This is a genomic window from Mesorhizobium tianshanense, from assembly GCF_007830515.1.
Classification (GTDB): Bacteria; Pseudomonadota; Alphaproteobacteria; order Rhizobiales; family Rhizobiaceae; genus Mesorhizobium; species Mesorhizobium tianshanense.
This window is the reverse complement of record NZ_VLKT01000006.1, coordinates 55,478-70,716: the sequence shown is the minus strand read 5'-3', so window position 1 is coordinate 70,716 and position 15,239 is coordinate 55,478. Positions and strand designations below refer to the sequence as shown.

The window sequence follows — 15,239 nt, the reverse complement described above, 5'->3', positions numbered from 1 at the left end:
GTTACCGGTATTGCCCTGCTTCTCCTTGTCGATCAGCCTCACCACCGCAAGGCCATTGAGCACCTTTCGCCGCCTCGGCATTTCGCGCCAGTCATGCCGCCTCTGGCTGACGCTCGATCAGCGTCAGCGTCAGCCAGCGTGCGGTCAGCGCCGGCTTTTTCGAGCCTTCGATCTCGATCGTCACGTCATGCGCCGTCTGCACCCAGCCCGACGGCCTGACTTTGACGTCGGCCAGCACGAAACGGGTGCGGATGCGCGCACCGGTCTTCACCGGCGCCAGGAAGCGCAGCGAATCGAAGCCGTGGTTGACGCCCATCTTGCTGTTTTCGAGCGGCGGCATGGTCTCGAAGGTCATCGCCGACAACAGCGAAAGCGACAGGAAGCCATGCGCGATGGTGCCGCCGAACGGCGTCTCGCGCTTGGCGCGCTCCGGATCGCAATGGATGAACTGGTGGTCGTCGGTGGCATCGGCGAATTGGTCGATCATGCGCTGCGAGACCACCCGCCACGGCGACACGCCGACTTCCTTGCCGACGCTGGCCAGAAGCACATCCAGACTGATCGGTTCCACGCTTGATGCCCTCCATTTCGACCGCCCGGAGCGCGAGCGGTTTCATTCCTTGAACAGTGTCAGCCCATGCTGCACCGATTGCCCGCCATCGATCGGCAGGATGGCGCCGGTGACGTAGCTGCCGGCACGGCTGCACAAATAGAGCGTTGCGCCGGCAATGTCATCCGGTGCGCCGATGCGACGAAGCGGAACATGGCCGCCGACATGCCTTGCCTGCTGTTCGGTTGCAGTGGCGAAAGCCGTCATCCGGCTCTGGAAGGGGCCGGGGGCGAAGGCGTTGACGGTGATGCGTCGGGCTGCGAACTCGATCGCCAGCGTGCGCGTCAGATGGTGAACCGCGGCCTTCGAGGCGGAGTAGGAATAGGCGTCGTCGGCCAGCGGCTGGGTACCCATCACCGAGCCCAGATTGATCACCCGGGCCGGATCGGCATCGCTGGCGGCGGCATCGAGCAGCGGCAGAAGCTCGCGCGTCAGATGGAAGACGGCGGTGACGTTGACGCCGAACACCTTGGCCCAGGCGTGATAGGGGAAGCTTTCCAGCGGCGCGCCCCAGGAGATGCCGGCATTGTTGACCAGGATGTTCAGCCGCTCCGTCCGCGCCTTGACCTCGGCGACCAGCGCCGCGATGCCAGCCTCGCTGGAGACATCGCTGGCAAACCCCTCGGCTCGGCCGGAGCCGCCGAGGTCATTCAATTCGCCGGCGACCTTGATGCAATCCTCGCCCTTGCGCGAAGCGATCATCACGGTGGCGCCGGCCCTGACCAGTGCTGTCGCCGCCATGCGGCCGATGCCGGTTGCAGCGCCGGTCACCAGCGCGGTCTTGCCGGCGACAGAAAACAGCTCGTCCAGATAGCTCATTGCAACTCCTCCGCGCCTATCTGCGCGCCCTTGCCTTGGTCCGGGCGAACGGCCTCGCATTGAGAAGGCTGCCCGAATTACGATCATCCTTGCCACGGGTAAAGTGCCGTGGTTAGGACAATCGCTCCAGACAAATGATAAGTGCCCAATTTGTATTGGAGATCAATTTGTTGAAGTCAGCGCAAACGCTCGGAACGAGGGGCCATTAAAGCTGAAAGTAATTGCTCTGTGCCGGGTACGCTGCGGCCTGACCGGAACCTACTCCGCAGGCTCGACATTGGTGTAGGCGGCCTCCTCGAGCTCGCGCTTCAACCGTGATGCCTCTTCCACCTTCGGCGTCACGAAGCGGCCGAGGAGGAGATAGGCGACCGGCGTCAAGAACAGCGTCGAGACGGTGGCCAGTCCCAGACCGCCGACGATCACCCAGCCGAGCGCGATGCGCGCCTCGGCGCCGGCGCCGCTTGCCAGCACCAGCGGCACGCCGCCGAGCACGGTGCAGATCATCGTCATCATAACCGGCCGCAGCCGGATCGTGGAGGCTTGCTCGATCGCCTCGCGCACGCCGAGCCCGCGGTCGCGCAACTGATTGGCGAACTCGACGATCAGGATGCCGTTCTTGGCCATGACGCCGACCAGCAGTACCAGGCCGATCTGGCTGTAGGCGTTGAGGCTGGTGCCGCTGAGCAAAAGGGCAAAGACCGCGCAGGCGAGGCCGAGCGGCACCGTCGCCATGATGATGACGGCGCTGACGAAGCTCTCGAACTGGGCGGCGAGCACCAGCAGGATGATGACCAGCGAGAAGCCGAAGACGGCGATCATGGCGCTGTTGGTCTCGCCCAGCGTCGCCGCCTCGGCCAAGGGCACGAGGCGGCTGCCCGGCGGCAGGAGCGGCGTGGCAATTGCCTCGGCGCGGGTGAGTGCCTGGCCGAGCGCGAAATCGCCGCTCAGGTTGGAGGTGATCGCCACCGACGGCTGTTGCTGCTCGCGTGTCAGCGAGGGCGGCACGGCACGCTCGGTCAAGGTGGCGATGGTCGACACCGGCACGAAGCGGCCGTCGGCCGTCTTCAGGAAGATGTTCTCCAGGTCGGTCGGATCGTTGATCGGGTTGGTCGTCGAGACGAGCTTCACCCCGTAGCTGCGGTCGGCGATATAGACGTCGACGACATCATTGCCGTCGAGCATGGCCTGCAAGGTGTCGGCAAGCCCGGTGATGTCGATACCGAGATCGGAAGCGCGCTCGCGGTCGATGGCGACGGAAAGCTGCGGCTGCGTCAGGTCGTCGGAGAGCCTCGGCGACTGGAAGCGAGCATCCTTCTGCATTTCGGCGATGATCTTCACCGCTGCGTCGCCGAGCGCCTTGCGATCGTTGCCGACCAGCGCGAACTGCAGGCCGTTGCCGGCGCCGCGAATACCGAGGCTGTTGGGCTGAATAGGGAAGACGCGCACGCTTGGCACCTGCCGGGTGAGCCGGCGGATGTCGGCCATGATCTGCTGCTGGCTGCGGGCGCGCTCGTCCCATGGCGCCAGCGTCATCACCATGAAACCGGCATTGTAGGCGCCGCTCCAGCCGGCGCGTTCGAAGGTGTTGCGGATTTCGCCGGAATCGCGCAGCGGCTGGATCAGTTTTTCGATCTTCTGCAACTGCTGCGTCGTGTAGTCGAGGCTAACGCCTTGCGGAGCGTTGACGCGCATGAGCACGACGGCGCGATCCTCGGTAGGCGTCAATTCCTGGCGGATCGTGCCGAACAGCGTGAAGGCGGTGGCTGCAAACAGCAGCGCGACCAGAAGCACGATCCACGGCGCGTCGAGGCAGATGTGCAGGCAGCGCCGGTAGAGCGCATTCAGTGCGCCGCCGATACGGTTGCCGATGCCGCTGCCGCCTTCGTGGTGAAGCGGCGCGGCCGACAGCATGCGCGAGGCAAGCATCGGACAAAGGGTCAGCGCCACGACGGAGGACAGCAGCACCGACATGGCGAGCACGAAGCCGAATTCGCGGAACAGGCCTCCGGTCTGGCCGGGCAGGAAGGAGATCGGCACGAAGACGGCGACCAGCGTCAGCGTCGTGGCGATGACAGCGAAGAACACTTCCTGGGCGCCAAGCACGGCCGCGGCGCGGGGCCCCATGCCTTCGTTGCGTCGTCGCACGATGTTTTCCAGGACGACAATGGCGTCGTCGACGACCAGGCCCGTTGCCAGCACCAAAGCGAGCAGCGTCAATATGTTGACCGAGAAGCCGGCGAGATAGATCGCCGCGATCGTCCCGATCATGGCGACCGGCATAGCAAGCCCCGGAATGAGCGTTGCGCGCCAGTCGAGGAGAAACACGTAGATGACGATCAGCACGATGGAGACGGATAGGCCGAGCGCGATCTCGACCTCATGCACCGCACCGTTGACGAAGACCGCATCGTCGCTGGTAACCTTGATCGACATGCCCTGGGGCAGATCCGCCTGCAGCTTGGCGACGGCGGCCCTCACACCGGTCGAAATGTCCAGCGTGTTCGATTCCGCCTGACGGATGATGCCGAGACCGATGCCGGTCTTGCCGTTCGAACGCAATGTGGTCTGGCCGATGTCGGGACCGAGCGTGACGGTGGCGACGTCGCGGATGCGCGTCGTACCGCCGATGATGAGGTTTTCGAACTCCTCCGGCGTGGTCACGTCCGCCGTCGTGCGCACGATGAGATCCTGGTTGGTCGAGGTGATCGAGCCCGCCGGAGAGTCGAATGCGACCGAGGCCAGCGCTGCCCTGAGATCGGCGACGGTGAAGCCCAGGCTGGCGAGCTTGTTCTGGTCGACATCGATGCGGAAGATCTTGTCACGGTCGCCATAGACCTGGACGTCGGCAACGCCAGGCACGGCGGCAAGCGTGTCCTCGATCTGGTCTTGGACCAGCACCGTCATGTCCTGCACCGGCATGGTGTCGGAGGTGACGGCCAACCGCATCACCGGATCGGAATTGGCGTCGGCCTTGACGATGCGTGGCGCATCCGCCGTGTCCGGCATCTGGTTGGCGACGCGGCCGACGGCATCGCGCACATCGGAAGCGGCGACGTCGAGGTCGACGCCGTCGTTGAACTCGATGGTGACGCGGTTCGAGCCGAAGGACGAGGTGGACGAGATCGACTTGACGCCGGAGACGCGGGCGACCGCTCCCTCGATCGTGTCGGTCAACTCGCGATCGACGGTTTCGGCCGCGGCGCCGTCGAAGTCCGTGGAAACGGTGATGACGGCGCGGTCGACATCAGGCAGTTCGCGAACCTCGACACCGTAGAAGGCGGCAAGGCCGGCAACCGCGATCAGCGTATTCAGGACAAAGGCCATCACCGGCCTGCGGATGAACAGGGCGGTGAAGCCTGTGTCGCTGGCGGCGTTGTTGGTTGTGGTCATCAGCCGTCAGCGTCCGCGGCGCGCTGTTCTTCGCCGGCCATGCGGACCTCGCCGCCTTCGCTGACGCTCTGGGTGCCTTCGGTCACCACCATGTCGCCGCTGACGATCGGGGCGTCGATCAGCACGGTCTCGGTGTTACGCTGGATGATGCGCACGGCCACCCGCTTGGCCTTGCCGTCCTCGATGGCCCAGATATAGGCACCGTCCGAACCCCACTGGATCGCCAGCGGACTGACCGCCGGATAGCTGTCGCCGGGAAACTTCATGGTGATCTGGAAGGACATGCCGGCACGCAGCGAATCGGCCGGATTGGCGATCTTTGCCTTGACCAGAAGGGTACGGCTGGCTTCGTCGATGTGGTTGTCTATGGCCGAAACCGTGCCGGTATAGGCTTTGTTGGGATTGGCGATCGGCGTCGCCGACAATTGCGCGCCGACCTTGACGGCGGCGGCGAAGCGCTCCGGCACCCAGAATTCAACCAGTATGCTGGAGCGGTCGTCGAGCGTGGCGACCGCCGACTGGTTGGTCACATAGTTGCCGGCGGCGATCGGCAGGATGCCGACGACGCCGGAGATCGGCGCGACGATCGAGCGGCGCTGCAAGGCCAGTTCCGCGTCGCGAAGCGCCAGCTTGGCATTGGCCAGCACCACTTCGGCATCGGCAACCGCGACCGCTGTCGCGGCGTTTGAAGCCCGCAGTGATTTGACCCGGTCGAGCTTGGCTTGCGCGTCCTGCAAAGCAACCTTGGCGCGGTCTTGTGCGATCTCCTCCGTGTCGGAATCGAGGGTTGCGATCACCTGTCCTTTTTCGACATGGGCGCCGGACTCGACCAGGAACTCGATGAGACGGCCGGTACTGTAGGGATTGACTGTCACCGAGGCGTTGGCGCGGCCGGTGCCGATCGCCTGCAGGCGATCGTTGATGATGGCCGAGGCCGCCGGCAATGCGACGATCGTCACCTGCTGGCCGGCGCCGCTGCGGCCGCCTGCTTGTCCGGCATTGTCGACGGCGCCCGTCGGAGGCGTTGTGGCATAAGCCCAGTCGATGCCCCAGCGCGCCAGCACATCCGGCGCGCCTGGAAAAAAGCGAAGCCAGGCGGCCGCGGCCGCGACGAGGATCACAAGTGCAAAAACGATCTGTTTCCAGGCGGCCATCGGCACTCCGGTTGGCAAAGATACCGTCTACGGTGCCCAAGTTGAGTAGACGAGACGGCACGATCCGACACTTGGGATGATATCAAGGCTTTATGGCAATTCTCCCGCTCGCTTGCACATTAAATCGGCGTAACGTTGGTAGACGGGCTACGCTGGCGTCAAACTCGATCTGCTGGCTGATGCCAATGGTTCAAGGCAGGGCTGAAGAAGACCCAATGGCGAAAATCTGTGTCCAATGACCACAGCCGGTTTGCCGTCGTTTCTGAGAGTATGAGAAAGCACGCACAATCCAGGAACCGACATTTCATGCCGACAAGAACCGATGATGGTGAAGCGCGCCGATGGTTTGCCGAAGATCTACGTGTCTCATCACCCGTTGTGCATAACCCTGCTGTCATAGACGCCTTCGCCAAAGTCCCGCGCGAGGAATATCTCGGTAAAGGCCCATGGCGTATCCATTCGAGGTTGCAGGTCGGGGCAGTCCATACGAGCCCTACAGCCACACTTCATGAGATTTACCACGACGTTCTGGTCTCGCTTGACGAAAAGCGCGGATTGAACAGCGGACTGCCGTCGCTTTGGGCATTTGTTTTCGACCATCTGAACATAGCTCCTGGCCAGACCATCCTTCAGGTGGGCGCTGGTGTCGGCTATTTCACCGCTATTCTCGCTGAACTGACGGGTTCTGAAGGACGCGTGATTGCCTATGAGATCGACGAAGAACTCGCTCGGCGCGCGCAAAGCAATCTTGCTCACTATGCCCATGTCGAAGTGATCTCCGGTGACGCCACACAGGCAGTTGCTCTGCCAAACCTCGATGTCGTGGTCGCTTTTGCCGGAGTGACGCACGTGCCGGAACGGTGGCTTTCAAATTTGTCCGACGTCGGTCGGATGGCGCTGCCGTTCACAGGTGAAGACCAATGGGGCTTCATGATGCTTCTAGAAAGGGCCGGCGATACGTTTCCTGTAAGATCACTTGTGCCATGCGGTTTTTACCATTGCGGCGGAGCCAGGCGCAGTGAGGAAGAAGAGGCTTTGACTGCCGCCCTCAAGGTTGCGCGAGGCAAGGTCACTGATCTCGCGCAATACCATCGAGGGCGATCGGACAATTGCATCGAAGATGCTTGGCTGGTCACCGACGCATACTGGATTTCGAAAGCCTAGCCTAGCCGGACGCCTATTCAGCCGTAGTGGGGGGCGGCGCGGTTGCTGGGCACGTGTCACGTAGGCACGTTGGGCTAGAAGAACTCACGCGCCGCGCGACCATCCTGGCTGTCGTCGAGCTTGCCGATAAGCTCGCCGTGAGGCGCGATAAGTTCGCGCGCTGTATCGACATCTCCGCGCCTTCGAAGACAGCGAGCGAGTTCCACAGCGATACGCAGTTGGCCAATCGCGGAACGCTGCAAGGTAGCGACGTTCGCAGCCTTATGGAGCATCTTCTCGATCTCGTCAGGTCCGCCACCGCTCTTTTCGCGGATACAGGCTTCGATCCTAAGTACTTCGGCGAGCTGGAAATAGGTTCCGTTGTAGCGGCCGAGCTCGAGGGCAGCTTCAACCGACTTGCGAGCGCTGTCCAGCCTGCCGCTCTCGCCCAGCGCTTCGGCGTAAAGGCCAATCAGATAGGGCAGCCCCATTTCTGCGCCGGTCCGGCGAATGGCAGATATGGCTTCCTCCATGCCGCGCAGGCCTGACGCCCGTTCTCCAAGCCGGAATTGCCCCCAACCAACCTGGAACGCGGCCTGGCCGACAAGGAGCGGCAGTTGGAACTTCTCTGCGATCTGCAGCTCGCTTTCGGCCGCCCGAAGCGCGGCCTCAGGAGCGCCCGCGAACATGTGGAGGTAGCTCGTACCCCAATACGCAAGTGCCATGCTCAGCGGATGCTCGAAACGTCCAGCGAGTCCGATTGCGTCCTCGCACCGTAACCTTGCCTTATCCGGCTCGCCGGCCAGCCAGGCTGACAATCCCGCGAAGCAGCGGCAGCAGACGCCCGGGTCATGACCGGAGTACTTGTACGTCAGATAATGATCGCGGTCGGGGTCGTAGAGGCCGATGGCGCGTTCCGCATGGTTCTGGGCCGCCGCGGTCTCCCCAAGGAAGAAATTGTTTGTCCAGAACATGTGCTCGGTCTCGATCGCCAGACCGGGATCGCTGTCGTCCTTAACCATGCCTGCCCATCGGCACGCCAGCTCCTGCGCCGCTGCCGGCTTACCGCTGAGCATATAGTATTGGGCTCTCCCGCGCAGTGCCGTGAACAGACGCGCCTGGTCGCCGATCTTGCCGCAAAGTTCCTCGGCACGCTCGAACGCGGCGAGCACTTCGGCCGCACCCCAACCGCGAGCCGCCATGAGGGCCACGCCCCTCGCGAGCTGGAACTCGATCTCTTGCTCGTCGGCGTCGGCAATCTCGTTTTTCCTCAGCAGCAAAACCCCGAGGTCCAGCTGCTCAAGCGCGGTGGTGTGTGCCGACCGCCTGATCGCCTTTCGTGCCGAGATCAAAAGATAACCGACGGCCTCGTCCCAAAGGTGAGCCTGTTGCGCGTGTCTGGCCAGGCGCTCGCTGTGTTCCTCAAGCCTGTCCGCATAGTAGGCCTTGAGTTCGGCGAGCGCAGCCCTGTGAAGCTCGACAAGCGCGGACGATACGATACGTCCTGACACTGCGGCTCGGATGAGGACGTGCTTGAAGCGGACGAAAGCCTCGGGAAAAACCTGAAGCTCCACCAGGAGATCGGCCTTCTTCAAATTCTGGAGGGCGGCATCGAAGCGCAGGCTCGGCAGTGCCGTCATCCTTCGTAGCAAGAGCACCGGAATCTCTCCGCCGAAGATCGAGGCGACCTCGGCGACCCGCTTCGCATCCTTGTCGAGAAGTTCGAAGCGCGCGTCGACGATCGTCTGGATGCTCGCCGAAACGACGATCTCGTCGACCTCGCCAGAGGGCCGGTAGCGGCCCGGCTGCCCTTCCAGCTTGCCGGTCTCGGCAAGGGCGCGGACGGTCTCTTCCAGGAACAATGCATTGCCCTTGCACGCATCCGAGACTGCGCCGCGGAGCCGCTCGAGCTCAGGGTCCCTGCCAACCAGGTAGTCGAGGAGTGATGCTGCTTCGGTTGTATTGAACGCCGGCAGGCGGATTTCGGAAGGCCCTGCAGCGGCGAAGGCACTGCGATCATATTCGGGCCGACAGGTCAGGATAAGCAGGCAGCGGACAGTGGGCAGTGCCTGCGCCAGCCGCACCAGGACCCCCTCACTCTCGCTGTCTATCCAATGAAGGTCCTCGACCAGGAGAACGACGGGCTTCCTGCGGCCAAGGAAGAGCAGAAGCCCAACCGCTGCTTCCTGCATGCGCCGGGATCGCTCCTGGCCGGAAATGATAGCCCAGTTCGGATCCTGAACGGGCAGCTCCATGACCGCCATGATCGGATCGAGGAGCCGCTCATCGAAGCCTTGCGCGCTTTGCGCTGCCAGTACCTTTTCGATCGCGATTGGCGGCGCTTCGGTGTCGCCCACGCCGAACAGGGTTTGCAGCAGTTTCCGAATTACGACGAAGCCGCTGCGCAGGTCCGTCTCCAGCGCGCCGACCTCCAGATTCTCAGCGTCATCGTGAGGGATGGCGCCAACGAATTCATGCGTGACACGCGACTTGCCGAGACCGGGATCGCCGACCACGAAAACCGTCTGACCTTCGCCGTCGAATACGTCATGCCAGGCCTTGTTCAGAATCTGCAGCTGCATCTCGCGGCCGACGAAAGGCGACAATTGCGTGTCGGCGCGCAACTGCCAGCGCGAGCGGCCCCGCCTGATCTCGCTCACTTCAAAGAGCCGCTGGTTCCTCGGGTATTCCGACAGAAGTGGCGCTGCCAGCACTTCCATACTGACGAAGCCGCCAGCCGCTGCCCGGGTCCTGGCGGTTGCCACCACGAGTTCGCGCCCCAACGCCTGGCTCAGCGTATGGGCCACGGACACCGGCCCGCCGCGCACCTCCAAAGCCCGGTCGCGCGTCGGGCCGACGATCACGATGCCTGTGTCCAGGGCAGCACGAACGCCGGTCATCCAATCGCCGTGGCGCAGCACGAGTTCGCGCACCGCGAGTGCGGTCCGGCAGGCAAGCGCCGCATGTCCTTCGAGCGGCTCGGGCGCGCCGAACGACGCGACCAGCTCGGTCTCAGAAATCGTTAGAACCGTTCCTCCGTTGTCCCGCACGAGTGCGGTGGCTTGCGTGAGGAAAGGGTCGACCCGCTCCAGCGCGACGTCGGGAGGTAGGCTCTCCATCACCGGGTCGGCGTATTGGAAATCGGCGCACAGAATCGTTGCCTGTCGCCGGGTTCTCGGGTCGACCGCAACGACCGTTTGCGCCTGAAGCGCCTCGTTGGCAAATGCCGACGCCTCGAGAATGAAGTTGCCGAACGCGGGTTCCTCGGCGAGAAGGATGTGATTGGCGCTGTCCAGTTCGACGAAGCGGGCACCAGTTATCGATCTGGCGAGCGCCAAACCTTCCGAGAAAGGCGCGACCAGGTCGCCGTTGGCATGCAGGACGAGCGTTGGCACATGCAGCCGTTCAAGCGATCGCGATATGTCAATGTCTGCAAAGACATAGCTCAACCGCATCGCGTTTTCCGGCGTGAGGGTCCGGCGCTGCAGCTCATTGAACCAATCCATCTGCACGCGATTGGCGCCCGGTATAAACAGGTTGGTGAACATCTGGCGGAACAATGGGTCGTCCTGACCCCAGCCCCGGCGCATCAATGCCGAGATTGCTTCGCGTCTGACGATCTCCGCGGCATTTCCGCGCGCTCGCCATCCACGAACATATCCCCCCCAAATCAAGAGACCCGCTACCTTCTCGGGATGGCGAATGGTGTATTCGACCGAGAGTGCGCAGCCTTGCGATATTCCAAGGAGGACGAAACGGTCGAGGCCCACAGCCTCTACAACGCATTCGAGATCGTCGACGAAGGCATCGAAAGAAACATCCTGGCAGACCGTGTCGGAAAGGCCGTTCAGGCGCCCGTCGTAGCGTACAAGCGTGAAGCCGCTGGACAGGCCATCGATCCAATGTCCCCAAACCGGGCTTTCCCAATCGAAGTCGAGATGGGACATCCAGTGCGAGGCGCGCACGATCGCTGGCCCGGATCCGCTGATGGCATAAGCGATCCGGGTGCCATCGCGGGCATTGACATAGCGTATTTGCTGCTTGCCTGACGAGGTCCTCGTCGAAGGCGGCAGTGTGAGATCGCGCGCAGGCTCCGGCGCCAGAGGTTCCGCTGACGGCCGGCTACCAGGTCCGGCGGTCGTGCCAGCTGTGATCGGGCGAGCGGTGACGGCAACACGGGCCCGCTCGTTAATGCAGGTGATCTCGTCTGCTAAATCATTGTCCGGAAGAAGAGACTGCAGCGTGTGCAGGTGGGGAAGCGCCCGCTCAGGCTCGTCGCCAAGGCGATCGATCAGGGCGCGTAGCGCCTTCAGGTGCAGAATCTCGGTCTCGTTCGAGCAGTAGACACGCCAGGCTTCGAATGCCTGGCAGCGAGGCAGATAGAGATCCGACAAGAACGGGCCGGCGAAAGCCGCAGCGATCGCTTCCAGACGCTCTGTTGACAGCGAACCAACCGCATCGGCCGACAGGCCCCTGATCAGATCGTAGTCGAGCCAGATCGATCCCGGTTTCAGTTGGACCACGTTGCGATCGGCCGCAAGCCGAGTCTCGCCGTCGGCGTTTAGGATCTGGCGCAGCTTCGAAAGGCTCCAACGCAGCGCGCCCCGAGGATCATCAGGGACGTCCCAGAACATCTCACAAAGCCACTCGCGGCGCTGCTGCTTCTGCTGCACGGCCAGATAGGCGAGTAACGCCCGCGTCTTGCGCGATTGCGTTAGGGCCACAGGCTCGCCGTCACAGCGAACCGTGAGGTCGCCAAAGACCCTGACTTCGAAAGCCGAGCTCAATCCGGTTGTCCTAACCGTATGGTCGGCCTTACATTAGCGACGAAGCATTTGGGTTCGCAACACCCAAACCGATGGCGGGCGTGTCTTCACGCCCGCCATCGCATTTGACCCGTACTCCGTCACCGGACCTCTGCCCTGCGAGCGATCTCGCAAAGGCGTCTGAAGTTAACCACCCGGTCAAGGTGCTCCCGGACTGCCTCGAGCGGAGGACCTTTGCGGATGTCCTTCCACAGAGTGGATGGCGGGGTTGCATAGACACCGAATGAGATGTTCATAAGTTGGCTCCTTGGTTTGCAGCGGACCATTCCGCTACGTTCCTCGAACATGCGGTCCGCCCGTTGGAGACAGCGTGTGGGAGAGCATGGAAATGCGGAGCGTCCGGCAACCTATGGCGGCTAATCGAGCGGCACAGTGTAGGTCGTTGCCGTGCCGGACAGGCAAATCTCACCTGCCGAGTTTGCGACGGTGGTTGACAGCGTGCAGATCGGCTTGTCTTCCCGCACGCTAAGCACGTCCGCGCGTGCGACGATCTCCTCGCCGATACCGACGGCCTTGAGGAACTTCCACTCGACGCCAAGAAAGACGGTGCCGGGTCCCGGCAAGTCCTCGGCCACCAGAGCATTGAGAAGGCCCGAAGTGACACCGCCCTGAACTATGAGACGGCCGAATACGGTGCGGGCGGACAGGATATCATCGTAGTGGAGTGGATTCCTGTCGCCGGTCATGTCGCTGAACGCAATGATGTCGCCAGTTCGGGTGACGCGCCTTCGCTCTGAACTGGCCCCGACTTCCGGTTTTCCGAACCGCACTCCGGACCATCCGGATCGTATGATCGTTTGCATAGCCTTGCTCCTTGGTTTGTGTTCAGATTGCCTCTAGCTGCGACGTCACCAGCCCTTGCGGGATAGGCGGAACCTCGCGATCGCGCCGCCCGGGCCAGGAGCACAGCGACCTCGGATTTCATCGCCTCGCTGAAGCGCTTGTGGCGTTCAGGCAGCTCTTCGAGGGACCAGTCGAAGGCACTGATGGCGTCCGTGGTCTCAAGGATAGGCAGTGCGAGGCTGTCGCGTATTTCCTGGAACTCCCGCAATGCGGACTCGCGATATGAAAGGATTGCCGTCGCGGCCCCTTCGGCATCACGCAGGGCGTCGGAAATACCATGCGAGGTCAGAGGGTCGCGGAAGAAGCCGGCATCTCCGACCAACATCCAGCCAAGGCCGTATGCCTGCCTCAATCGGCCGGGCGTGCCGCGGAAGGCCTTCAAACGTTCGCCGCCATTGCCGAAGACCCGCGACCCCAATCCGGGCGCCAGCGCTGCCAGGGCAAGCTGTGCGGCCGAAAGATCGAAACGGAACTCCGCGTCAAACCGCTCGGTCGGAACGGAGGCGACGATACAGGCAAGCCCGTCATTCGTCGGTATCATGCCGCCGGATGAGTTCCGACCGAAATACCAGTGGTATCCCGAGAACGCTGGCGCGGGGGCGTAACCGAAGACATGTGCCACCGAGCACCGCCCCTGCACCAGCGTCCGTGCCTCGACCTTGCGAGCGATAAACGAGCCGAGCCCGTCTGCTCCAACCACGATATCGGCGCTTATCTCGCGAGTTTGGCCGCCGGCATCTCTCAATGCGACGCCGCGAACACGGCGATGTGCGTCGAATATGAGATCATGGACCGGAGTGTCGTGCATAATCGTGGCTCCAGCGGCTCGTGCTGCATCGACCAACATGCGATCAAGCACCGTGCGCCGCGGAGCGATCAAGCCCGGAATATCTGGCTCGGCCCGGATGGGCACCGTGGCTTCCTGCTCGCCATAGTGAAAAGTGGTAGACCTGATCACTGGCGCACCGCTTCGGATCAACGGTTGGAGCAGGCCCCAACGCGAAAGCTGTATGACGGCTGGTCGCATCAGTGCGTGTGTAGACAACGTGTCAGATCCATAGGGCTGGCGGTCGACTGCCAGCACCCGCAATCCCGCCCGGGAGAGCAGCATTGCCGTCGAGGCTCCGGCGCACCGCGCGCCGACGATGATGGCGTCGTAATGAGAATGTAGGGGGACAATGCTGGAACGCATTGGAATGTCCTTACGCAGCCTTGAGGCCGCTCTGACCGAGATAGTGTGAGACATGAGCGGCGATCGCTTCCGCGTCCGCGCCAACGCCTCCAATGAAATTGGAATCGCGTTTGCGCAGAAAGCGGAAGCCGAGCGCGTAGAGGCCGGCGACGGTCGTGATCCCGTCCTTGTGGGCCAGTTCGCCATCGGCGGTGAAGGCCGGTAGTTTCAGCCATGAAAACGAGCGGCTGTAACCGGTCGCCCATATGATGGCGCCGATGTCGTCGTTCGCGAACGACAGGCGCTTGAGGCAATTCGGCGGCACCTTGATCGGAGCGGGACCGAAGATCATGGATTTGTGACCCGCGAACTGGTCGATCTGGCGAAGAAGCCTGTCCTGCTTGGCGTCCGCCGCCGTGACGCTGTCTTCGAGATCGTCGGCAAAGCAAATTGTCCGGTTCGAGATGTCGTTCAACCGCCCTGTTAGTTCGACCCCAATGCGCTGAAGGGTCGCCAGATCGACATTGGAGTGATCCGTCCGACCGGCCAGTTGAAGCGAAGGCTGTCGCCTGGCGCTATCCGGATCTGTCAAATCGTCCAGCCGCTGGGACATGAATCCCATATGATAGAGCCACCAGAAGATATCCTTGTCTCGCCAGATCCGTGGCAAGCGCGTGTGCTTGCCGACGGACAGGATTACGCGCCTGCCGCTGCGTCCCAGCTCGTCGGCAATCTGGACGCCTGACGACGACGCGCCGACCACCAGCACACCGCCCGACGCAAGCTCGTCGGGACTTTGGTACTGCGAAGCGTGGATGCTGACCGGTTGATCCGCGCCGGCATGCGGCGCGAAGGGTATGCTTGGCACGTCGCAATGACCGGTGGCCACAACGACGACTTTCGCCGACCAGTCGCCGGCGGTCGTCCTCAGGCTGAAGCCTTGCCCATCCTGTTCGCACGACAAGACATCGACGTACGAGCGCACCGGCGCTTGCGATTGATGGGCATAGCCGACCAGGGTTTCCACAAACGCGTCGCGCGTCATGTAACCGTCGGGTTCGGAGCCACGATAAGGGGAGCCTGGCAGCGCGTTCAGCCAATTGGGCGTCAAAAGGCGGAGCGAATGCCATGTCGAGGACCGCCACCGTTCGCCAATGCGCCCGCGCTCCAGAACGACGTGCGGGATCCCGCGGTTGCGAAGGCAATGGCTCAAGGCGATGCCCGCCTGGCCAGCGCCGACGATGACAACGTCAGCCTGTTCCATATTGTTTCCATCAGCTTTG

Annotated in this window: 9 protein-coding genes; 1 reads left to right on the top strand and 8 read right to left on the bottom strand. The window is 62.8% G+C overall.

The window, feature by feature from the left end; translation table 11 throughout:
* Positions 1 to 91: 91 nt before the first annotated feature.
* From IQ26_RS06280 to IQ26_RS06265, 4 genes are all read right to left on the bottom strand, one after another.
* Positions 92 to 571, bottom strand: a complete 480-nt coding sequence (locus IQ26_RS06280; RefSeq protein ID WP_036267570.1) for a MaoC family dehydratase — start codon at positions 569 to 571, stop codon at positions 92 to 94.
* 42 nt (positions 572 to 613) lie between these two features.
* Positions 614 to 1,429, bottom strand: coding sequence for an SDR family oxidoreductase (locus IQ26_RS06275; RefSeq protein ID WP_145714954.1), 816 nt, complete (start codon positions 1,427 to 1,429; stop codon positions 614 to 616).
* A 258-nt stretch (positions 1,430 to 1,687) separates the two neighbouring features.
* Positions 1,688 to 4,819, bottom strand: a complete 3,132-nt coding sequence (locus IQ26_RS06270) for an efflux RND transporter permease subunit (RefSeq protein WP_145714952.1) — start codon at positions 4,817 to 4,819, stop codon at positions 1,688 to 1,690.
* Positions 4,819 to 5,973: an efflux RND transporter periplasmic adaptor subunit gene (locus IQ26_RS06265; RefSeq protein ID WP_145714950.1), complete on the bottom strand. Its 1,155-nt coding sequence runs from the start codon at positions 5,971 to 5,973 to the stop codon at positions 4,819 to 4,821. The genes IQ26_RS06270 and IQ26_RS06265 overlap by 1 nt, the downstream gene beginning before the upstream one ends.
* A 306-nt stretch (positions 5,974 to 6,279) precedes the next feature.
* Between IQ26_RS06265 and IQ26_RS06260 the strand changes: the two genes are divergently transcribed.
* Positions 6,280 to 7,137 (top strand): protein-L-isoaspartate O-methyltransferase family protein, encoded by an 858-nt coding sequence (locus tag IQ26_RS06260; RefSeq protein WP_162457877.1) that lies wholly within the window; start codon positions 6,280 to 6,282, stop codon positions 7,135 to 7,137.
* A gap of 74 nt (positions 7,138 to 7,211) precedes the next feature.
* Here IQ26_RS06260 and IQ26_RS06255 read toward each other — a convergent pair whose 3' ends face one another.
* From IQ26_RS06255 to IQ26_RS06240, 4 genes are all read right to left on the bottom strand, one after another.
* Positions 7,212 to 11,903, bottom strand: a complete 4,692-nt coding sequence (locus tag IQ26_RS06255; RefSeq protein ID WP_145714945.1) for an alpha/beta fold hydrolase — start codon at positions 11,901 to 11,903, stop codon at positions 7,212 to 7,214.
* A gap of 395 nt (positions 11,904 to 12,298) precedes the next feature.
* Positions 12,299 to 12,628, bottom strand: a complete 330-nt coding sequence (locus tag IQ26_RS06250; protein WP_167522666.1) for a MaoC/PaaZ C-terminal domain-containing protein — start codon at positions 12,626 to 12,628, stop codon at positions 12,299 to 12,301.
* On the bottom strand, positions 12,625 to 13,977 hold the full coding sequence (locus IQ26_RS40290) for an NAD(P)/FAD-dependent oxidoreductase (RefSeq protein WP_145714941.1): 1,353 nt from the start codon (positions 13,975 to 13,977) through the stop codon (positions 12,625 to 12,627). The genes IQ26_RS06250 and IQ26_RS40290 overlap by 4 nt, the downstream gene beginning before the upstream one ends.
* Positions 13,978 to 13,987: 10 nt before the next feature.
* Positions 13,988 to 15,220, bottom strand: a complete 1,233-nt coding sequence (locus IQ26_RS06240; protein ID WP_145714939.1) for a flavin-containing monooxygenase — start codon at positions 15,218 to 15,220, stop codon at positions 13,988 to 13,990.
* Positions 15,221 to 15,239 lie beyond the last annotated feature (19 nt).